We start from the raw sequence: 21224 nt of genomic DNA, 5'->3' as shown, positions 1-21224 counted from the left end.
AATCAAGCTGCGGCTTCAGCTTTGTGGGGTGATGGTGGCAAGCAATGCGGCGGCGCACAGCGCCAGTGCGGCCAGGATCACGAACAGCGCCTGGTATCCGAACAACGGCACCAGTGTGATCGCCAACCACGGCATGATCAGCGATGGCACGGTGTTGGTAAGGTTGAACAATCCCAGATCACGCCCGCGCCGTCCGGGACGCGGCAGGATCCGCAAGGTCTGCGAAGAATGCAGCGATAGGAACACCGCGCTGGCAAGGCCAAACAGGCCATATGCGGCCATCGCAAGCGTCAGGTCAGCCGCAAGCGCCATGCCGATCAGCCCGGCGGCCGATACCAATGCCGAGACGGCCAATGGCACGATCGGCCGGTCGACCCGGTCAGACCAGCGTCCGGCCGCCAGCGCCACCGGGATCGACAGCACCATGATAACGCTGAACAGCAGCGCGGTCTTGTTCTCGCCAATGGCCGGATCAAGGCTGCGCAGCCAGAACAACAGGTAGGCAAACAGCGTCGCCTCGGCGATCTGGACCGAAAGCCGCGCGCCCCACATCTGCAACACCTTGCGCCGGGCAGCGGGCGTGATTGGCGGCGGTTGATCCGCTGTTCGGCGTCCGGTTGCGCCACCGGGCGGTGCCAGCCACAGCACCGGCACCACGCAGGCCGCCACGATCAGCGCCACCACCGCAAGCCGTTCGGTCCCCGGTATCAAGCCCGGCTGGGTTACGAGTGCGCCTGACAAAGCCCCGGCCCCCGGCGCGATCGCCATCAATCCGCCGAGCAGGCCCTTGCTGGAATCGGGCACCCGATCGCCCGCCCAGGCGGCCAGCGGCGCCAGCATCATGTTGAGCGCCAGTTGCCAGGCGACTACTGCCATAATCAACCCGTCCAGTGTCTGCGCTTTGCCGATCCGCGGCAAAAGCAGCGCCGACAACACCAATCCGCCAGCGATCCAGCCGCGGCGATTGCCGGTAATGTCGCTGAGATAACCGAAAACGACGTTGCCAAGCGAGGCCACCAGCGCCCCGGCCAGGGCAATCCGGGCCAGCCAGCCAATCCCGGCATCGGTTCCGGCAAGGTTGGCCACATGGCTTGGCAGCAAGATCATCAGCAGCGGGGTATAGGCAATCGCGCCGCCGGCCCAGGCCAGCGCATAAAGCAGGACGAAGGTATCGGGCCGCGCCGCAGGCGCAGCGTCAGCCACGCCGCGAGACCGAGCCGCGTTCCACCATCTGCGCCTTGATCACGGTCAGCGCGGCCGGCGCGGGATCGCCTTTTTGTGCGGCGATGATCAGTTCAACCGCCTTGGATGCGGTGGCTGCGATCGGCTGGTCGACCGCGGTCAACGGCGGCTGGGTGAAATGGACCAGCGGGGTGTTATCGAAACTGATCAGCGACAATTCCTCGGGCACCGCGATCCCGCGCTGGCGCGCCACTTCGAGCGTGGCCAGCGCCATCTGATCGTTGCTGGCGATGATCGCGCTGGGCGGCTGCGGCAGATCGAGCAACAACTGCGCCGCCGCCTCACCCGAAGCGTAAGAGAAATCACCCGGTGCCAGCAGGCCTTCGGTCGAAAGCCCCGCAGCCGCCATTTCGGCCGTCCAGCCATCGATCCGCCAGCCGCTCAGCTCGTATTCGCTCGATCCGGCGATGAACCCGATGCGCTGGTGGCCGCGTTCAATCAGATAGCGCGTGGCGGTGCGGGCCGATCCTTCATCGTCCATCGATACCGGGATGCCGTGGCCGCTCCGCTTGGACCCGATCCGCACGAAGGGGATGTTCTGCTCGGCCAGCAAGGTGACGATCTGGGCGTTGTCCGAATGCGGCGGGGTCAGGATGATCCCGTCGGGCTGCAGCGCGGCAATCGCGCCCAGCAGTTCGCGCTCAACATGATCCGAATGGGTATCGACCAGTTCGAAAATCATCCGGTAGCCGTGCTCGGCGCATTTCAGCATCCCGCCCAGCAGCATCTGATCGACCCAGTCGGTCCCCTGGCGGGCCTGCCAATCAGCAATCGTGCGTTCGCGGTCGTTGATCGCCAGGATCAGGTAGGAACGCGATCCGCTCATCCGCTGGGCGGCGATCGAGGGAACATAGCCCAGCTTGTCGATCGAGGCCTGGACGCGGGCATTCATCTCCGGGCGGACGTTGGGTTCGCCGTTGATGACGCGGCTGACCGTTTGCAGCGACACGCCGGCATCGGCAGCCACATGCTTGATCGTCACAGCTTGGCGGCGTCTTGCCATGCCCTATCTGCCCCCGCCCCGACTGTTACCCACCCGAAGCCCTAGCGGCAGGCGCGCCCTTTTGCCAGACGCGAACCCAGTCCACTTCCATCCGCTTGGGATAACCATCCTGGCGGACCCCGCCCAGGCCCCGGCCTTCAGGCAGCTTGCCGCCGATCGCGAGGTTCAGGATCAGGTGGAACGGCTGGTCAAATGGCGCGCCGGGGGTCTTCGCGCCGGTGGTGAACCACTTGTCGGCGGCCTGCTCGGCATAGGTCCGCCCATCGACCTGCCAGACCACCCGGTCGGCAAACCATTCGACCGCATAGGTGTGAAAACCGTCCAGCACTTCGGGAAAGGCGATCTCTGTGCTGGCAAATTTGTTGGCCGGCCACTTGCCGCCGAAATGCAGCGTGCCCAGGATCGTGTTCTCGCGCCCGCCCTGACATTTGGGACACAACACGCCGAGGTTGACCGCCTCGAGAATGTCGATCTCGCCCGATGCGGCCCAGGCACCATAGCGGGTCTTTTCGGGCAGCATCCAGATTGCCGGCCAGGTCCCCTGCCCTTGCGGCAGCCTGGCGCGCACCTCTATCCGGCCATAGCGCCAGGCGGCCCGGCCGCGGGTGGTCAGCCGTGCGGAAGAAAAATCGCGCGTCGCCTCCTTGTTTCCCAAGGCGGATTGGCGGCGCTGTTCGGCCGGGAGTGCGGGGCCGGTGGTGCGTTCGTACCTCGCAGTAATCACCAGCTTGCCGTCCTCGATCGCCGCGTTGCGCTTGCTGCGGGTGTAGCATTGCCGCTCGTCATTGCCGCCGCCCCAGCAGTCCTCGTCAAAGCCCCATTTGCGCTTGTCGATCTGCGGGGCATCGAATTCGTCAGCCCAGACCAGCGACCAGCCGTTCTCGGCGCTCGACATGGCCGGAGCCATCCCTGCAGCCACCAGCGCCAGCATTGCCGCAATCCGCTTCATGCCGCCATCTCCTGTTTCGCCGCGCAATAGTTGGCGATATAGTCCATTTGCTGGGGCAGCCCGGCCACGGTCTGACTGACCCCGTCGCGCAGCATGGTCAGGAACCGGTCGAGCTCGTCCTGGCGCAGCTTGTCGGCTACCGGATGATAGCTGGTCGGCATGATCCCCTGGCCCAGCATCACCTGGATCCAGCTGTTTTCGGCAAACAGTTCCTCGTTCTTGCGGAACACCCGCCCGGTTTCGCGAAACAGTTCGATCTTCTGTTCCAGGCTTTCAGGGATCGCCATCGCCGCGCACTGGCGCCAGAAGGCGCTGTCGCGGCGGTTGGTGGCCTTGTAATGCAAGACCAGAAAATCGCGGATCTGCTCCATATCGGTGAAGGTTTGTTCGTTGAATTCGGTCACGTCGCGCGGGCTGATCTTGCCGCCAGGCAGCATCCGGATCAGCCGCAGCACCGCGCGCTGGATCAGGTGGATCGAGGTTGATTCGAGCGGTTCCATGAACCCGCCCGAAAGCCCCACCGCCACGCAGTTCTTGTGCCACTGCTGGCGCCGCACCCCGGTGCGATAGGCGATATGGTTGGGCTGGGTCAGCACCTCGCCCTCAACCGATCCGAGCAGGCGCTCCAGCGCCGCCTCGCGGTCCAGATAGCGGCTGCAAAAGACGATACCGTTGCCCTGACGGTGCTGCAACGGGATCCGCCACTGCCACCCGGCGTCATGGGCAATTGCGCGGGTATAGGGCACCGCCGGGCGGACGCTGGCGGTCTGCACCGCGATCGCACTGTCGCAGGGTAGATAATGCGTCCAGTCATCGAACCCAGCGTGGAGCGCGCCTTCGATCAACAACGCGCGAAAGCCCGTGCAATCGAGAAACAGATCGCCCTCGATCCGGCGCTCGCCGTCGAGTTTCAGCGCCGTGATTTCGCCGCTCGCGCTGTCCAGCTCAACCTCGGCAATCCGCCCTTCGATCCGCCTGGCCCCGTCGCCTTCGGCCTTGCCGCGCAGAAACTTTGCGTAAAGCGCGCTGTCGAGTTGGTAGGCGTAGTTCATCCGTTCATCAGGCAAGTGCGCGAACTTGCCCTCCAGCGCGGCCTTCAATTCAAGGCTGTAGTCATCAAAACTGTGCGGATGGCCGCGCTTCAATCCGGCCAGCCAGAAGTGCTGGAAGCCAGCCGACCAGTGATCCTTGCCGGCCGCGCCGAACGAGTGGAAATAGCTGTCCCCAACGTCCTTCCAGTTTTCGAACTTGATCCCCAGTTTGAAGGTCGCCTGGGTGGCGCGCATGAATTCGGGCTCGTTGATCCCCAGCAGGCGGTTGAACAGCAGCAGCGGCGGGATCGTGCTTTCGCCCACCCCGATCGTGCCGATTGCATCGCTTTCCACCAAGGTCAGGTCGATCGCGCTGCCCAGCGTATTGGCCAGCGCCGCAGCGGCCATCCACCCGGCGGTGCCGCCGCCCGCAATCACCACGCGCAGCTTCGACTTGGGGGTCATCGCGACAATCCTCTCAGCAATTTGGCCTTGATCTGGCCGGCAGTATCGGGGCTCAGCGGGGCAAGAATCCCGCGCGCGGCTTCAGGCAGATGCTCCGCCGCCGCCGCCCCGCCAGAAAAAACGTAGTGTTCGAACTGCTCGCGCCATTGCGCCCGGGCTTCGTCTGGCAGGTCGCGGATCGCCAGCACCGCGTGGTACAGCGCGTCCTCGGGATGGCCCAGGAACACCGGCACATCGCGCCACCAATAGTTGACCAGCACGTTGAACGCGCCCAGCCCTTCGACATGGTGCCACCACAGCGAGGGAATATGGAGCGCATCGCCAGGTTCCAGATCGGCCACCAGCGCATGCTCCAGCGCCTCGGCAAAGCGCGGATAACGCGCCAGATCGGGTGCCCGCAGATCGACCATGCTGACCGGGCGGCCAGCCGGGGTATTGTCCAGCGGGCCGGGATAGAGATTGGCCATCTGCCCTGGCGGAAACAGCACGAAGCGCCGCTTGCCCACCGCGCAGACTGCCAGATTGTCGGGCACATCATTGTGCGCCGCGATCCGGGTGCGGTTGCCGATCCACACGCTGGTGATCGGGCGGCGATTGCCCAGCGGCATCGGATTGGCTTCGGCCAGACCGGTGAAATAGGCATCGACATCGATCGAGGAGAGATAGATCACCGGGGCGTCGCGCTGATCCGCATTGGCGATGATCCCGTCCAGGATCTTGTCCAGCGGATCCTGCGCCATGCGGAAATTCACGCCCATCGCCGCGTCGTAGAACAATCGCTCACCGCCGCCGGGCAAGCCCATGCTGACCGGAAAGGTCCGGTCGCGGGCATGGCTGACGAGGTAATCCCGGACCGCCGCTGCCCCCGTCAGCCCGACCTGCACCAGCGGCCAGTCCGCCACCAGACCGCGCACTACAAACGGCTCGCGCGCGGCGCGCAGCCGGTCATCCAGCTGCGTGCGGTCAAGCGTTAGCTCGGCAACGCGCGGCAGCGCGGCAAGGGCGGCGTCCGCCTCAACCATGGCCCTTGCGGTTCTTGCGCCGCACAAGCTTGCCCAGGTTGCCGAGCGAGGCGACCGCGAAGTAAAGCGGCGCGAGATGCCCGGCTGCGTGAAGTTCAGCCAGGATACCCGGCTCCAGCCCGGCCAGGGCTTCTTCATTGACCATGTTGTAGCCGACCATCCGGTGCGCCGCGCCGCTATCCAGCGTGACGTCCATCGAGAACGGTTCGAGCAGATCATAGCGATCGACCGCAGCGAAGAAATCGGCGCTCGCCTGGTACCCGTTATCGAGCAGGCCGAGCATCTCGATCGCTTCTTCAAGGAACGGCGAGGGCGTGCCATCTGCGTCGAATACCCGGATCCCCTCACCATCCGCAGCGATGCGCGGGTGGGCCATGTCGATGTGGACCTGCGATGGGCCTGCGCCATCGGCGGCACGGCCGATCAGGAACGGTTGCACGGCCAGCGACAGCGGGCGGCACACGGCATCCCAGCGGGTCCCGGCCAGGAACAGGTTCTCGCCCGGTTCAAACCCCAAGAGCGCCAGCGCGGTCCACGCGCCGCTGGCCCCGTCGCGGCGGAAAAGCAGCGGAAATTCGCAGGCCAGGCGGCGGAATTCGGCCGGCACCGCGAGCGCCGCAGAGACACCGTCGCCCAGTTCGCCGCCGGCCTCGGCGCGGATGCGCAGGTCGGCGTGGGTCTTGGGGTCGAGGATCTGGTGCTGGCTCATCAAGGGTTCCGTTTGGCTGGAAGGTTCAGGCTGCCTGCGCGGCCAGGGCATCAAGATAGGCGCGGTTGGTGGGCAAGGCAGCGCGCAGCGCGCGGGACCGGCCCTGCACTTCGGCCAGCTGGGCGGAGGCCGCAGGCGGTGCTGTCTCGCGCACCGGCGGCACGGCAAAGCCCATGCCGTAGAGCACATAATGCTGGCTGGAAGCCGAGAAAATCTCGTCAATCTGCGGGAAATCCCAGGCCGAAGGCGGCTGGTCGCGCCATAGCGCCAGGTTTTCAGCCAGCCGCGCCGGAATGGTCGCAGATTCACGCTGGGCCTGCCAGTACGGCTCCGCGCGGCGGCTGAGTACATAGTGCAGCTTCAAAAATTCGACGATCCGTTCCCAGCGATAGCGGAACAGCGCGTTGAACCGGTCGGCATGAATATCCATCGCGTCGCGGCTCATGGGGAAATTCTCGGTCAGCGCGCGCAGCGACAGTTCGATCAGCACGATCGCCGAGGCTTCCAGCGGTTCGATGAACCCGGCCGACAGTCCGATCGCCAGACAATTGCCGTGCCAGAACCGCGAACGGTGGCCGGTGGCGAACGCCAGCTTGCGCGGGGTCAGCGCCGCAAGGTTGGTTTGCGGCAGCTGCTTTGCGACATAATCGCGCAGGATCGCTTCCGCCGCATCCTCATCCATAAAGCGCGAAGCATAGACGCAGCCGATCCCGCGCCGGGTCGGCAGCGCAATATCCCACAGCCAGCCAGCCTGGTGCGCGGTGCCGACGGTTTGCGAGGCAATCGCGCTGCCGGGCAGCACCGGGACTTGCAGCGCCAGGGCGCGGTCGTTGAACGACACGTCCGAGCGGTCAATCCACGCGGCGCCGCAGTGTCCGCCGATCAGCAGCGCGGCGTGGCCGCTGCAATCGAGGAACAGATCGGCGGCCAGGGTGGTGCCATCATTCAGCCGCAGCGCCGCGATATCGCCGTTCGCCGCAGCGTCCACCCCCAGCACCGTGGCCGAGCGCAAGGTCACCCCCAGCCGGGTGGTGGCATGGCGTGCCAGCAGCGCGGCGAACTTGCCGGCATCGAGGTGATAGCCGTAGTTTAGCGCCCCGGCATAGTCGGGCATCGCGCGCTGGCGCGGGGCGAGATTTTCCGTGCAGGCCGCCGCTTGCGGGGTCATCGCAGCGGCGAAATCGGCGCCGTTCTGGGCCGTCCAGGCTGCGAGGAGATCGCGCATGTCGCCGGGCGGCGGCGGGGTGAACGGGTGGAGATAGCTTTCGTGCGCAGCCCCGGTGATCCAGCCATCAAAGCGCGAACCCTGCTTGAACGAGGCATCGCAGGCGGCGAGGAATTCAGCCTCGCTAATCCCGATAGTCGCCAGCGTATCGCGCATCGTCGGCCAGGTCCCCTCGCCCACGCCGATCGCCGGGATATCGGGCGATTCGACCAGCGTGACCTGCAGGTCCGGACGGCGCGCGGCGAGCATGCAGGCGCTGAGCCAGCCAGCCGTGCCGCCGCCAACGATTGCCACTTGCCGTACTGCGCCTTCCACCAGTTTCGCCTTTTCGTTCTAGCTGTCCCCGAAACGGTTCGAGAGCCGCACCTTGGCGGGTGCGACTCTCGACCGGAAAGCAGACAGGATCAAGCCGAACCTGTCAGAAGTTCAAGCGGAACCCGGCCGAATACCGGGCATAACCGGGGGCAGCGAAGGTCACTGACTGGTCGTTGCGCGTGTGCCCGCGCCGATCGGCGTTGGTCACGTTGATCCCTTCGACGAAGACCGTGTAGCCCTTCTTGATTTCCCAGCTCGCGCTGACATCGAACTGCCCATAGGCATCGATGTAGCCCGGATCGAAGCCATAGCCCGCCAGGAACCCGTCACGCCAGTTGTAGGCGACGCGGGCCTGGATGCCATTTTTGTCATAGAACAGCACCGCGTTGGCGCTGTCGCTGACTCCGTTCACCGCGAACTGCGTAACAGTGTAGCGCAAGGTGTTGTCGAAGCGGGTGTCGCTGTTGACGATCGTGTAGTTGACGATTGCCCCAAAGCCGGTGTCACCAAGCGTATGCTGGATCGCAAATTCCCAGCCCGAAAGGTGCGCCGTCTGGCTGCTGTTGCCAGGCGCGCCTAAGGTGAAAATCAGCTCCGGATCGCCAGCTTGTCCGATAATTCCTGTGGGTATTTGAGGACCATTCGGGTCGTTTGGATTGGTGCCGTAAGCGACGACGCTCGGCCTGTTTGTAACCAGATACTGCAGCACACTCTGGAACGTCGCGTTGGGCCCGAGGGCGGCAATCGCGGCGTTGTACGCAGCGCCCTTGGATGGGTTGGTCAGTCCGAACGCTGGTGCCTGCGTGGTGGTGGTTCCGATAAAATCGCTGACGTGCTTGTCGAAGTAGCCGACCGAAATGTAGCTTGATTTGCCGTAATACCATTCAGCCGAAACATCGATATTCTTCGACTTGTACGGCAGAAGGCCAGGATTGCCCGATTGCCCGGTGCTGCCCCCATTTGGACGAGCCGGTGAATTGACGGTCAGTCCGCCCGCCAACTGAGCATAAGACGGGCGCGTAATCGTGTGGCTGTAGGACGCACGCAGAATCACGTTCTGTGTTGGCCTGAAATCGAAATCAAATGCCGGAAGCCACTTTTCGTATTCGCCGGTCTGACTGATCGCCACCGAAGACCCTTGAGGTGTGACGATGCCAATTTCGTTACCGCCGGTCCAGACAGTGGTGGTCGGAGCACCGACGACAGCCGAACTTGTGACCTTGGTCTGCTCATGCCGAAGGCCAGCGCGCAGGTGCGCTGGATTGTTGAACATGTCCCAGCTGAACAGGGCCTGGGCATAGGGCGACAGGGTTTGCTCGCCGATCGGGCGATCAACCTGATAGTTGGCGAGACAGGTTCCCGGCTGCGCGGAGCCGCTCCATGGCGACGAGCAAACGCCGATGGTGCTTTGCAGCAGGTTGATCAGGCCAACAGTGTCAATCTGGAAGTAGCTGGGGATGATGTTGGTGCCGTTCGAGCCGTTCATGCCCGCAAGCCGGCCTGGCAGGTTGGTCAACGTATAGAGGCTGTCTGGGGTCTGTCCCGCGCTGAGCGTTCCGCCCCAGCTGTCGCTCTGGATAAAGCCATAGGCTGAGCGGACCTTGTTGTCGGTATAGGTGACGCCGAAATCGAGGCTGTCAACGATCCCGCTGTCGAAATCGAACCCGCCGCGAAGCGAAATTTCGTCGATCCGGTCCTTCATGTAGGCATTGCGGAAGGCATTGCCCGAGGGACGGATATTCTGCGCCAGCAATTCACTGCCGGGGTACAGGTTGACAGAAATCACCGGCATTGGCGTGGTATAATCGACTGTCTGGTTGCGCACGCCATAGATCGCGCTGCCGACGGCGATGTTGCTGCCATAAGGCGACGTCGGCTTGCTTTCGGCAATCGAATGATGCGCGTCGAGTTCGAACCAGACCGGGCCGTCACCCTTCCAGCGGGTGTTGAAGCCGATCGACTTGTTGATCGAACGGTTCTTGGCGATCGCACCGGTGATCGCGATATCCTTGCCCTCACCGGGACCAAAGGCTTCGGAATAGAAGTTTGGGCCGGCCGCCGGGCCATTGGTCCAGCTGCTGGTGGTGTTGTTATGATTGAACCACACGCCAATGCTGCTGGTGCGGGCGTCGATGGTGTTCTGCGAGTAGGTGTAGTCGAGTACCATGGTCAGCGATTCGGTCGGCCGGATCTGCAAGACTGCCTGGCCGTTGATCCGCTCACGCTCGATATCGGTGAAATCATAGCCCGCGTTCTGCGTCACCTGATAGACATCGGTGGGCTTGGGGTGGTTGGTGACCTGTGCGTAATTGCCGCGCCAGTCGTTGGCGTCAACCGGCAGCGAACCCCAGTTGTTTTCGTTGCCGAGATAGCCTTCGCGCCAGCCGGCATTGAACTGGGCCAGGCTGGCCTTGCGCTTCTGGTACGATCCGGTGATCAGGATCCCGATCGTGTCGTTGTTGAAAGTCGAGCTGACGATACCCGAGAATTCGGGGGTCACCTGCGTGCCTTCAAAGCTGTGGTCGACCACACCCTTGACGCCGAGGCTGCCCTGGAACCCGGGGCGATCAAGCGGACGCGGAGTGAGAATGTTGATCACCGACCCAATCCCGCCGGTCGCCAGATTGGCGCGGCCCGACTTGTAAACTTCGACCCCGGCAACGCCTTCTGCGGCCAGGTTGGCGAAATCGAAACTGCGCGAGGCCGGCGCTTCACAGCAGCTGCCCAGCCCCGAAGTCGGCATCTGGCGGCCGTTTAGCAGCACCAGGTTGAAATCGGGACCAAAGCCGCGAACGGTAACAGTCGATCCTTCACCGCTGTTGCGGTCGATCGACACGCCGGTGATCCGCTGCAGCGATTCAGCCAGGTTTGTATCCGGGAATTTGCCCATATCTTCGGCCGAGATCGCATCGACCACGCCGACCGCGTCACGCTTGGTGCGCAGCGATTTCTGCAGGCTGGCGCGGATCCCGGTGACAACGATGTCGTCGGCCTGGGGTTCATCGCTGGCTGCCGCTGCATCCTGGGCCATGGCCGGCTGCGCCGCCATTCCCAGAGCCACGACCGAAGCACCGACCATCATTTTCCCGGCCAAGCGCGTGCGCAGTCCCGTCATTTCCCGATTCCTCCCCGTGAATGCCTGCACATTTTGACGTGCAGCGCCTCATTGTGAACGTTCACCTAAATGATAACGTTCACTTCGTCAAGACCCACAAAACGCGTTCCAGCCGGAATTGCACAAGTTGGAGTTCTGCCTCACCGCGCGGGAGAGGGCAACGTGGTGAGCCCTGCTGGGTTCGAACCAGCGACCTACTGATTAAAAGTCAGTTGCTCTACCGACTGAGCTAAGGGCCCCAAAGCGGGGTGGCACCACGGGGGCCCACCTAGGGGGGCAGGGGCCGCTGGTCAAGCAGGGCTTAAGGGGCATACTGGTTTTGCGCATCATCGGGAAATCATCGTTTGACCAACCTAAGTAAGAGCGCGCAGCAAGCCCAGGTTGGGTCGCAGCAACTGGTTTGCCAGGGGAATTTGCATGCTGACCGTTTTTGCCCGCAGTTCGATCAATCCGCGCAGCCTTGCCCGGCGCCTGATGGCCTGGGCCGCAGCCGCGCTGGCGGGGATGATCCTGTTCGCCGGGCCGGTGGCGGCGCAAACGTTTACTGCAACCAGCGTTACGCCCAGCACCTTTTCCGGTGCCGGGCAGACCTTGACCTTCAGCGTCACGGTCAATTCCGGCAACCGGCAAGTGACCGGTGCCACGGCAGCGAGCGCGATTGGCGTTTCTTATGTTTGCGCGGTGCCGCCCGGCGGCGGTAACAACACAAACATCACCTTCACGTGCAGCGGCACCTATGTGACCACCCTGTCCGATGTTGGCGCACAACAGGTGTTCGATGTCCCAACGGTGACAATCGATTCGGCCGGCGTACCGATTAGCCTGACCGCCAATCCGATCTTCGCGAACTATGTTGCGCCTGCTTCGCCGCCGACCGTAAGCAGCATTTCTCCGACCTCAGGTTCGACCAGCGGCGGCACCAGCGTGGTAATCACTGGCACCAATTTGAGCGGGGCAACTTCCGTAACATTTGGTGCGACTTCGGCAGGTTTCACAGTCAACAGTGCAACCCAGATCACCGCTATCGCTCCGTCCGGCAGCAACACCGTTGATGTGCGGGTGGCCACCCCAGCCGGCACCAGCGCCACATCGGCGGCGGATCAATTCACCTACCTGGCGCCCCCCGCCGTAACCTCCATTTCGCCCGCCAGCGGCCCTGCGGCGGGCAGTACCGCGGTGACTATCAACGGATCGAACTTCAGCGGCACCACCGCGGTGACTTTTGGTGCGACCGCGGCGAGCGGCTTTACCGTCAACAGCGCCAGCCAGATTACCGCAACGTCGCCCCCCGGGACCGGCACGGTGGATGTCAGGGTTACCGGGGCGGGCGGTACCAGCGCCACATCGGCGGCGGACCAGTTTACCTATATCTCGGCAGTCGCCCCAGCAGTGACCACCAATCCGTCGAACCAGACGGTCAATGCGGGCGGCACCGCCACCTTCACTGTCGCCGCATCGGGAACGCCGACGCCGACCGTGCAATGGCAGGTGGATTCCGGATCCGGCTTTGCCAACATCGCCGGTGCCACATCGACCACGCTGTCCTTTACGGCCGCTGGCTCGCAGAGCGGTAATGCCTACCGCGCGGTGTTTACCAACACGGCCGGCAGCGCCAACACCACGGCGGCGACGCTAACGGTGAATACGGCGCCCAGCGTTACCACCAACCCGGCCAGCCAGACGGTGACCATCGGGGCGACCGCCACTTTTACCGCATCGGCCAGCGGTAGTCCGACCCCGACCGTACAATGGCAGGTTGATTCCGGTTCCGGCTTTACCAACATCGCCGGGGCCACTTCAACCACCCTGTCATTCACAGTCACGCCAGCGCAGAGCAATTACGCATACCGCGCGGTGTTTACCAACACGGCAGGCAGCGCGACCACTGCGGCAGCGATCCTGACGGTCAGCTTGGCACCGCAGACGATCACGGTGACCAGCCCAGCGCCGGCATCAGCCATGGTTGGCGGCGCAACCTATACCCCCAGCGCCACCGCCAGTTCGGGGCTGGCAGTTGCGATCACGATCGATCCATCGGCCGGCAGCGTCTGCGCGATCGCGGGCGGGACGGTTTCGTTCCAGACCGTCGGCACTTGCGTGGTCAATTTCAACCAGGCTGGCGACTCCACGTATCAGGCCGCGCCGCAGGTGCAGCAAAGCTTTGCGGTGGGCCAGGGCAGCAATGTCATCACGTTCCCGCCGCTGGCCGATACGCCGTTCACCTCCACCCCGCCCAGCCCGGCCGCATCGGCCAGTTCGGGCCTGGCAGTGAGCTATGCCTCCACCACGACCGGCGTTTGCACGGCAACCAGCGGCGGCGCGATCAGCTTCGTCACCGGCGGCACCTGCACGATCACCGCAAGCCAGGCCGGTAATGCCAACTATGCCGCAGCCACCCCGGTCAGCCAAAGCTTCGCGGTGACGCCGGGGGTGAACACGATCACTTTCGCGCCGCTGCCCAGCCGGGCAATCGCCAGCGGCAGCTTCGCGCTCGCGGCTACTGCCAGCTCGGGTCTCGCAGTCAGCTATGCCAGCACCACGGCGGCGACCTGTTCGGTCAGCGGCAGCACGGTAATGCTGCTCGGCGTCGGCACCTGCTCGATCACCGCCAGCCAGGCCGGTAACGGCACCTATGCCGCCGCCGCCCCGGTCAGCCAGAGCTTTGCGATCACCAAGGCGGTCAGCACGACCACGCTGACCAGCTCGGCTGCGACGGTGTTCTTCGGCCAGCCGGTGACGCTCACCGCCACGGTTGGCGGCGTTTCGCCGACCGGCACGGTGACCTTCAAGGATGGCACCACCACGCTTGGCACTGTGTCGCTCACCGGCACCACCGCCAGCTTTAGCAGCACCACGCTGAGCGCCGGGGCACACAGCCTCACCGCCACCTACAACGGAGATGCCAGCAACGATGTCTCGACCTCGTCCGCGGTATCGGTGACGGTCAACGCGCGGCCCGATCCTTCGGCCGATCCCGATGTGCGCGCCTCCACCGATCAGCAGTTCCGCCAGACCCAGCGGTTTGTCCGCGGCCAGATCGACAACATCGGCGGACGGCTCGATCAGCTCCATTCCGAAGGCGACAATCGCGGCGGCATGGCAGTGCGGATCAGCCAGGTGCGCCCGCAGCTGGCCTCGGCGCTGCCGTTCGGCGGTGTGCCGGCTCAGGCCCTCAATGGAACGGGCGCCATGCCGGGTGCAGCGATGGACGGCGGTGCGGCTCAACCGGTCGGCACCGTTGCCGCCGGGGCGGCAGCGGCCAGTGCCGCAGGTACAATGCAGGACGAAGCCCCGCGCTGGAGCATCTGGGCCAGCGGCGACATCAGCTTCGGCAAGCAGCAGCCCAGCGGCCAGGTCGAAACCCGCTTCACCTCGCAAGGCTTGACCGTGGGGATGGATGGCCGCTTCAGCGACAGTCTCAAGCTCGGCGCGGCGTTCGGCTTTGGCTGGGATAACAGCCGCTTTGGCACCAACGGTTCGCAAAACGATACCACCAACGCCTCGCTTGCCTTTTATGGCAGCTGGCGCGCGGCTCCGCAGTTCTACATCGATGGGATTGTCGGGCTGGGCTATGGCAACATCAATACCACCCGCTATTCCACTACCGGCGCGGTGTTCCTCGATGGCCAGCGCCGCACCAGCCAGACCTTCGCGGCGGTGATCGCCACCTGGGAAGGGCGGATCGGCACGATCGAGTTCGCGCCGTACCTGCGGGCTGACGGGATCTGGATCCACCTCAGCCCCTATTCGGAAACCGGATCGACCACCTGGGCACTGGCCTTCCAGGCGGCGGACGAAAACAGCTTCAGCGGGGTTGCCGGGACGCGGCTGCGCATTCCGCTGAACCGTTCGGGCAGCTGGAAGCTGGTCGGCAAGGCCGAATACCGCACCCGCCTGTCGGGCGATTACACCCAGTTGCTCGGCTATGCCGACCTGCAGGGGGTGCAAGGATCGCCCTATGCGATCACCGGCGCCGGGGTCGACAGCTCGACCTTCACCGGCGGTCTGGGGATCGAAGGGCGGCTGCGGCAGGCGACGATCCGGCTGAACTATGACCTGACGACCATGGCTGGCGGCAACATCGCGAACCGCTTCAGCGGCGCGCTGATCGTGCCGTTCTAAGCTCTCACCGGCCTGGCCAGGCGCGCAGCAAGCTGCCGCAGGGTCAGGCCGGTCAGCGGATCGCGCCAGTCCGGGGCGATTGCGGCGGCGGGCTTGAGCACGAAATGGCGCCGGCGGAATAACGGGTGCGGCACGCTAAGATCGGCCGAGGCCCAGGGTCCGCCGCTCCACAGCACAATGTCGAGATCGAGCACGCGGCTGGTCCAGCGCTGCCCGCCGGCGCGGCGGCCGAAAATCCGCTCAATCGCTTTGAGTTCAGCCAGCAGCGCTTCGGGATCAAGCCCGGTTTCAATCAGCCCGGCAGCGTTGGCATAGCGCCGCAGCGATGGCCCCACCGCCGCGCTGCGCAGCACCGGGGCGGCGATCAGCACGGCCATCCCGCGCCGCGCCAGCGCATCCAGCGCCGCCACCAGCACACGCTCGGGCGGACCGTGGCGGTGGTGGCGCACGTTGGAGCCCAGCGCGATCAGGTAGCGCTGGCGCATGGCCTAGATATCCTCGGCAATCCGCCCGTAGAGCTGCGGGCGGCGATCACGGAAAAAGCCCATGCCGGCGCGGTGTTTGGCGGCGCGGCCAAGGTCGAGCCTGCGCATCAGCACGCCGCTTTCCTCGCTGCCGAAGTGTTCCACCAGATCGCCCCATTCGTCGGCGATGAACGAGTGGCCGTAGAACCGCTGGGCACCCTCCGCGCCGATCCGGTTGGCGGCGACCACCGGCATGCAGTTTGACACGGCATGGCCCTGCATCGCGCGGCGCCACATCCGGCTGGTATCGAGCTCGGCGTCGTAGGGTTCAGACCCGATCGCGGTCGGATAGAACAGCACTTCGGCCCCCATCAAGGCCATCACCCGCGCGCATTCGGGGTACCACTGGTCCCAGCAGATCCCCACGCCCAGCCGCGCGCCGAATAGATCCCAAACCTTGAAGCCGAGGTTTCCGGGGCGGAAATAGTACTTTTCCTCATACCCCGGCCCATCGGGAATGTGGCTTTTGCGATAGGTCCCCATGATCGCCCCATCGGGCCCGATCATCGCCATGGTGTTGTAATAGTGGTGCCCGTCGCGCTCGAAAAAGCTGACCGGGATCGCCACCCCCAGCCCCACCGCCAGCGCCTGCATCGCTCGCACCGAAGGGTGTTCGGCGGTTGGCCGAGCCAAAGCAAACAGCGCCTCGTCTTCCACCGTGCAGAAGTACGGCCCCGAAAACAGCTCGGGCGGCAGGATCACCTGCGCGCCCTTGGCAGCCGCCTCCTCAACCAGCGCCGAAACACGGGCGATGTTCTCCGCCTCGTCAGCGGAACCGAGGGCAAGCTGCAGCGCAGCAACGGTTAGCGTGCTCATGCCCCGGCGGTTATCACTTCCGCTTGCGGAACAACAGGGTCATCCGGTCACTCTCGCCAATCTCGAGCAGGCGGGCTTTTTCAGCGGGATCGGTTACGCCCGAAAGATTGGGCGGCAAGGTCCAGACGCCGCCGGGCCAGTTGGCCGGGTCTTTCTTGTTGGCGTTGATCTCGCTCTTGCCGACCAGTTCAAACCCGCAAGCCTCGATCAGCGCGATCACATCCTGCTGGCGCATGTAGCCCATCGCGCCGTCGAGATAGCTGACTGGCGCCTTGTCCTTGGCGCGGTGCTCCTCGATCCCCAGCAGGCCATCCTTGTTCAGCAGGCCATGGATCGCGGTCAGTTCCTTGCGCAGGATATCGACCCGCCACAGGTTGTGAATTTCGCGCATGATCAGCACCCGGTCGACCTTGCCCTTGAGATCGCCGGGCACGTCATCGGTGTTCCAGCCATCGATCGCGGCGATCCCGGTCATCCCGGCAAACCAGCCCTGGGCCTTGGCCGGAAAGGTCTGATGGGTGCCGCTGTAATTGGTTTTCCAGTTGTCGCTGAGGCTGCGGACATCGGGGTTGAGCCCCACATAGCGGCCCTTGTCGCCCAGGAACGGCACCAGCACGCGGGTGTACCAGCCGCCGCTGGGCATATAGTCCACCACGGTCATTCCCGGTCTGATCTTGAAGAACGCCAGCGTCTGCGCCGGATGGCGATACTGATCGCGCACCCGGTCGCTATCACGGCGCGGATCGGCCAGCACCGCGGCCATCGCCTGCGCATCGTTGACCTTGGCGGCAGCAGAAGCCTGGGCATTGAGACCCAGCGCCAGCGGCGCGGTGAGAGCCAATGCCGAAAGGGCAAGAATGGTGCGGCGCATGACGAAATTCCTCCTGTTTGCAATCGGCTCGCACGTTAACGATGGCGCAGGCGATGACAAGGGCAGGCAGCGTGCCTATCTACGCCAAGTAACCCGAAAAAGGAGAACGATACGTGGCTGAAGCAATCCTGGCAGGCGGATGTTTCTGGTGCACCGAGGCGGTGTTTGGCCAGCTCGCCGGCGTCAGCAAGGTCGAAAGCGGCTATATCGGCGGCCCCGGCGATAACCCCACCTACAAACAGGTCTGTAGCGGCACCACCATGCATGCCGAAGCGATCCGGGTGACCTTTGATCCGGCGGTGATCAGCTATGCCGATCTGCTCGACGTGTTCTTCGCCACTCACGATCCGACCCAGCTCAACCGCCAGGGCGGCGATATTGGCACGCAGTACCGTTCGGCGGTGTTCGTGGTGGATGGCAACGAACGCGGCGGTATCGAAGCTGCGATCACGCGGGCCCAGGCCGAACGCAGCGAACCGATCGTCACCACCATCGAAGGCCCCGCCACCTGGTGGCCGGCCGAAGACTATCACCAGGAATATTGGGACGGCGAAGGCCAGCGCAATCCCTATTGCCTCGCGGTGATCCCGCCCAAGCTGGCGAAACTGCGCAAGGGGTTTGCCGATCGGCTCAAGGCCTGACCCGCACCCCGCCTCACAGCATCAGCCCGCCTTTTGGCACGTAGACCGCCGGGCCGCCTTTGGCGGTACCCGGCGCACCTGCCGCCAGACCTAGATTCTTGTCGCCCGATTTGATCTGTTTGGCCAGTTCATAGACCAGCTTGCCGGTGGTCTTGTCGCGCCGATAAGACAAGCGCACCAGTTCGGCGCCGATTGTCAGCGGCTCGTTGGTGGCGGAATACTTGATCACCGAATTGTCACTGCTGGCCGATTTCACGCCGACCTCGCCGCCGACCACCCCCTGGATCATCGGCACGTCGAGCGAGACGCCCTTGCCGCTCGAAGCGCTGGCCTTGACGCTGATCGAGCTGGTTTCGATGATCGCGGTGAGGACGTAGATTTCGTCGCGGTCAAACAGCATCTTCATCGCCGGACCCATTCCGGCGGCCTCGCTCGCCGCCGCCAGGAAGCTGTCGAGCGCATTGAAATCAGCGCGTTTTTCAAACACGTCGCCAAATTCGTATTCGACGTTCGAAGCCTTCTGATAGGCCGCCTTGAGCCCCAGTGAGCTGCCCGCCAAGGCCCCGATCACGCTGCCCAGCAGGTTCAGCCCGACATCGATCTTGAGCGATTTGGATTTCGAGCCGCTGATTGATCCCGCGCGCGCCCGGTTGATCGCCGGCAGCGGCACCGCGCCCGCATTGAACGAGGCGGCCAGCGGCCCTGCCGGAACCAGGATCTTGCCGTTGCTGGTCATCATCAGCAGCGGCTGGACACTGGCCTTGGGCAGCGCCAGCGTGGCATAGCCAAAGTCCTTCAGATAATCGTTCTGCGCCTTGCTGCACGAAAACAGACCCATGACACGCTCCCAAAACTAGGCGAATTGCGCCGCAGCGCGCTCGCTTGCTCGGTCTCGCCAGGCCATGACGGGGCTTATGGAGGCTCAGGCAATGCCGCTGGATCGGCGACTCCGGATTGGTTCCTCGTCGCCGCGACAATAACACGGATAGCCCTTGTGGGCGTGATCGAAATCACATCCAGGCGATTACCTTGACGCGATCCGGTGCGTGCTCTTGACATGCCCCTGCAGATCCTCCGGATAGAAATACACCGGGCGCAAGTTGCCCGACACATAACGCCCGACCTGGTCGGCAAAATGCGGCGAGGCCGGATCGCCGCTCTCCCCGCCGGCCGTCACGGCCCGCGCCCGCACCCTGGGGCCGAATTCGACCACCGCGACGAAGCTGTTGCCGTACGTGCCGTAATAGCGTTTGGTCCCTGGATAGCGCGACGCGCCAAAGGCGGCGAGCGAGCCCCAGTTGGCTGAGGCGAACATCACCGGCGCGCTCGGTTTGGCATCGTCGAAGGTCTGGACCACATTGCCGTCGTTGCGCTGGAAGTGATTGATATCGCCCCACGGTACTTTCCAGCTGCCGAAATCAGCGGTCAGCCGGGCCATCGCTGCATCGAGTGCAGCAAGGTGCTGTTCGTCGCTCGCCGCCGAGGCCATCCATTGCGGAACCCCAGGGAAATCCTTGAGGCCAGGATCCTTCTCAGCAGTGGCCCACAGGACTTCGCCGTAGTTCACTGCAAGCGTCGTTTCCACCGAAGTCAGGCCCCATTTGCGGTCCCAGGCCTGGAGCATGGTGATGGCTTCAGCACGCTTTGGATCAGGATTCCGGGCCTGCGCCTGAGCGAGCCGCGGGATCAGTGTTTCGAAGGCTGGAAGCCACGGATCGTATGCCGCTTGAATCAGGCTATCGAGCGTGAACTTGGGACGCGCGCTCAGCACCGCGATCGCATGCTCCGTGCGCGGCTGCGTTCCCTGGGCATCGGCATAGCGCGGGAAGTCACCCTGCTTCGGGCTGTCTTTCCCCGCCGACCACCACGGCCCGTCGTTGACGTTCATCACCCAGCCGTTCTGCGGGTTCACCACCTGCGGCAGCGCGGAAAGCGGGTGGAGGCCTTTCCAGTCGGTCGCCGGGTCGCTGCCGTCTACCGGCTTGGTATAGTCAAACCGGTCGTCGCGGACTGGCAGGAATTGCGGGTGGAAATAAGCGTATTCGCCCTTGTTGCTGGCAAACAGGGTGTTGTTCGAACTGTTCGCCTTGAGCAAGCCGACCTTGCGGAATTCGGCCACCGAGCGAACCTTGGTGCGCAAGAAGCTTTGCTGCAACGCGGCCACCGGCTTGTTCATCAGCGCAAAGGCGATCCATTTGTCGCCAACGCTGCGCACGATCGGGCCATGGTGGGTGGCATAGGTTGCAAAGGTACGCTGGCCGATACTGCCATCGGCCTTGCGAAAGGCCAGCGTGATCGCCTTTTCCTGCACCGCGCGCGATTGCTTGCCGTAGCGGTAGGCAAAGCCGCCCGCGGGCCGCTTCACAATGGTTTCGGTGAATTCGTCAACATTATCGACCCCGCTTGAGGTGTGCATCCACCCGGCCGCGTCGTTGAAGCCCTGATAGATGAAGAACTGCCCCCAGGTCGCCGCGCCATAGGCGTTCAGGCCCGAATCGCTTTGCACCTGCTGTTCGGAACGGAAGAAGAAGCTGGTGTGCGGGTTGATCAGCAGCAGCGGGTGGCCGCTGGCGCTGTGCGATGGGCCGATCGCAAAACCGTTCGATCCCGCCGGTTCGCGATAGGCGAAGGGCTGTTCGCCCAGCGCCAGCGGCACCTGCCGGCCAGAATAAAACGCCTCAAGCTGACTGAGCGGCACGTTTTCGATATCGCCGCCAATGCTGCCTTCGGAAAAGCACAGCGCCATCCACGGTTCGAACCGGGTGATGACCTTGGGCCTGACCTCGGGATGATCGGCCAGATACTGGTTGAGGCCCGCAGCCCAGCCCTGCATCAGGGCTTTCAACCACGCCGGGCTGGCCGCGTACTGGCGCTTAAGTTCAGCAGGATCAATGAACAGGCGCTGCCGCAAGTCAGACCAGATCGCGCTTTCGCCCTGCGCCTCGGCCAGCCGGCCCAGGTTGGTAAGGTAATTCAGTTCAATCCGGTTAAAGTCATCCTCGGCCTGGGCATAGATCATGCCAAAGACCGCATCCGCGTCGCTCTGCCCCTTGATATGGGCGATGCCCCAGTCATCGCGGGTGATCGTGGCTTGATAGGCCAGCGCCGGCGCGGGCAGGACCAGCGCCAACGCCGTAAAGGTTGCCAGAATGCGCATGTTCCCTCCTGTCGATC

Annotated in this window: 15 protein-coding genes and 1 tRNA gene; 2 read left to right on the top strand and 14 right to left on the bottom strand. The window is 64.1% G+C overall.

Annotation, left to right across the window (positions count from 1 at the left end; translation table 11 throughout):
* Window positions 1-15: 15 nt before the first annotated feature.
* The 9 genes from RMN99_RS02505 to RMN99_RS02465 form a co-directional block, all read right to left on the bottom strand.
* On the bottom strand, window positions 16-1203 hold the full coding sequence (locus RMN99_RS02505) for an MFS transporter (RefSeq protein ID WP_309621715.1): 1188 nt from the start codon (window positions 1201-1203) through the stop codon (window positions 16-18).
* A complete protein-coding gene (locus tag RMN99_RS02500; RefSeq protein WP_309621714.1) occupies window positions 1196-2245 on the bottom strand; it encodes a LacI family DNA-binding transcriptional regulator in 1050 nt (349 codons plus the stop codon). The genes RMN99_RS02505 and RMN99_RS02500 overlap by 8 nt, the downstream gene beginning before the upstream one ends.
* Before the next feature lie 25 nt (window positions 2246-2270).
* Complete coding sequence (locus RMN99_RS02495; protein WP_309621713.1) at window positions 2271-3194, bottom strand: glycoside hydrolase family 16 protein; 924 nt, start codon at window positions 3192-3194, stop codon at window positions 2271-2273.
* A complete protein-coding gene (locus RMN99_RS02490) occupies window positions 3191-4690 on the bottom strand; it encodes a tryptophan 7-halogenase (protein WP_309621712.1) in 1500 nt (499 codons plus the stop codon). The genes RMN99_RS02495 and RMN99_RS02490 overlap by 4 nt, the downstream gene beginning before the upstream one ends.
* Entirely contained in the window at window positions 4687-5712 is a 1026-nt protein-coding gene (locus RMN99_RS02485; protein WP_309621711.1) for a cupin-like domain-containing protein, read from the bottom strand. Before RMN99_RS02485 ends, RMN99_RS02490 begins: the two co-directional genes overlap by 4 nt.
* Complete coding sequence (locus RMN99_RS02480; protein WP_309621710.1) at window positions 5705-6421, bottom strand: SapC family protein; 717 nt, start codon at window positions 6419-6421, stop codon at window positions 5705-5707. The genes RMN99_RS02485 and RMN99_RS02480 overlap by 8 nt, the downstream gene beginning before the upstream one ends.
* A 25-nt stretch (window positions 6422-6446) precedes the next feature.
* Window positions 6447-7961, bottom strand: coding sequence for a tryptophan 7-halogenase (locus RMN99_RS02475; RefSeq protein WP_309621709.1), 1515 nt, complete (start codon window positions 7959-7961; stop codon window positions 6447-6449).
* Between the two features lie 103 nt (window positions 7962-8064).
* Window positions 8065-11076 carry a TonB-dependent receptor gene (locus tag RMN99_RS02470; protein ID WP_309621708.1) on the bottom strand — a complete coding sequence of 1004 codons (3012 nt, stop codon included), beginning with the start codon at window positions 11074-11076 and terminating at the stop codon, window positions 8065-8067.
* A 163-nt stretch (window positions 11077-11239) separates the two neighbouring features.
* Window positions 11240-11315: transfer RNA gene (locus tag RMN99_RS02465), tRNA-Lys, on the bottom strand.
* A 178-nt stretch (window positions 11316-11493) separates the two neighbouring features.
* Between RMN99_RS02465 and RMN99_RS02460 the strand changes: the two genes are divergently transcribed.
* Entirely contained in the window at window positions 11494-15198 is a 3705-nt protein-coding gene (locus RMN99_RS02460; RefSeq protein ID WP_309621707.1) for an autotransporter domain-containing protein, read from the top strand.
* On the opposite strand, the gene folK is transcribed toward RMN99_RS02460, so the two are convergent.
* Genes folK through RMN99_RS02445 form a run of 3 tightly spaced genes read right to left on the bottom strand, consistent with a single transcriptional unit; the run spans window position 15195 to window position 17409 of the window.
* The gene (gene folK, locus RMN99_RS02455; protein ID WP_309621706.1) at window positions 15195-15683 is read right to left on the bottom strand and encodes a 2-amino-4-hydroxy-6-hydroxymethyldihydropteridine diphosphokinase; all 489 of its coding nucleotides are present in this window, start codon (window positions 15681-15683) and stop codon (window positions 15195-15197) included. The genes RMN99_RS02460 and folK overlap by 4 nt on opposite strands.
* 3 nt (window positions 15684-15686) lie before the next feature.
* Window positions 15687-16538 (bottom strand): N-carbamoylputrescine amidase, encoded by an 852-nt coding sequence (gene aguB / locus RMN99_RS02450; protein WP_309621705.1) that lies wholly within the window; start codon window positions 16536-16538, stop codon window positions 15687-15689.
* A 13-nt stretch (window positions 16539-16551) separates the two neighbouring features.
* Complete coding sequence (locus RMN99_RS02445) at window positions 16552-17409, bottom strand: hypothetical protein (protein ID WP_309621704.1); 858 nt, start codon at window positions 17407-17409, stop codon at window positions 16552-16554.
* Between the two features lie 113 nt (window positions 17410-17522).
* Here RMN99_RS02445 and msrA point away from each other — a divergent pair, with 113 nt between their 5' ends.
* Window positions 17523-18050: a peptide-methionine (S)-S-oxide reductase MsrA gene (gene msrA / locus RMN99_RS02440; RefSeq protein WP_309621703.1), complete on the top strand. Its 528-nt coding sequence runs from the start codon at window positions 17523-17525 to the stop codon at window positions 18048-18050.
* 13 nt (window positions 18051-18063) lie between these two features.
* On the opposite strand, the gene RMN99_RS02435 is transcribed toward msrA, so the two are convergent.
* A complete protein-coding gene (locus tag RMN99_RS02435; RefSeq protein ID WP_309621702.1) occupies window positions 18064-18888 on the bottom strand; it encodes a hypothetical protein in 825 nt (274 codons plus the stop codon).
* A 186-nt stretch (window positions 18889-19074) separates the two neighbouring features.
* A complete protein-coding gene (locus RMN99_RS02430; RefSeq protein WP_309621701.1) occupies window positions 19075-21207 on the bottom strand; it encodes a penicillin acylase family protein in 2133 nt (710 codons plus the stop codon).
* Window positions 21208-21224: the final 17 nt, after the last annotated feature.

It is taken from the genome of Novosphingobium sp. (genome assembly GCF_031417815.1).
Taxonomy (GTDB): domain Bacteria; phylum Pseudomonadota; class Alphaproteobacteria; order Sphingomonadales; family Sphingomonadaceae; genus Novosphingobium.
This window is presented reverse-complemented; position numbering and strand designations above follow the sequence as displayed.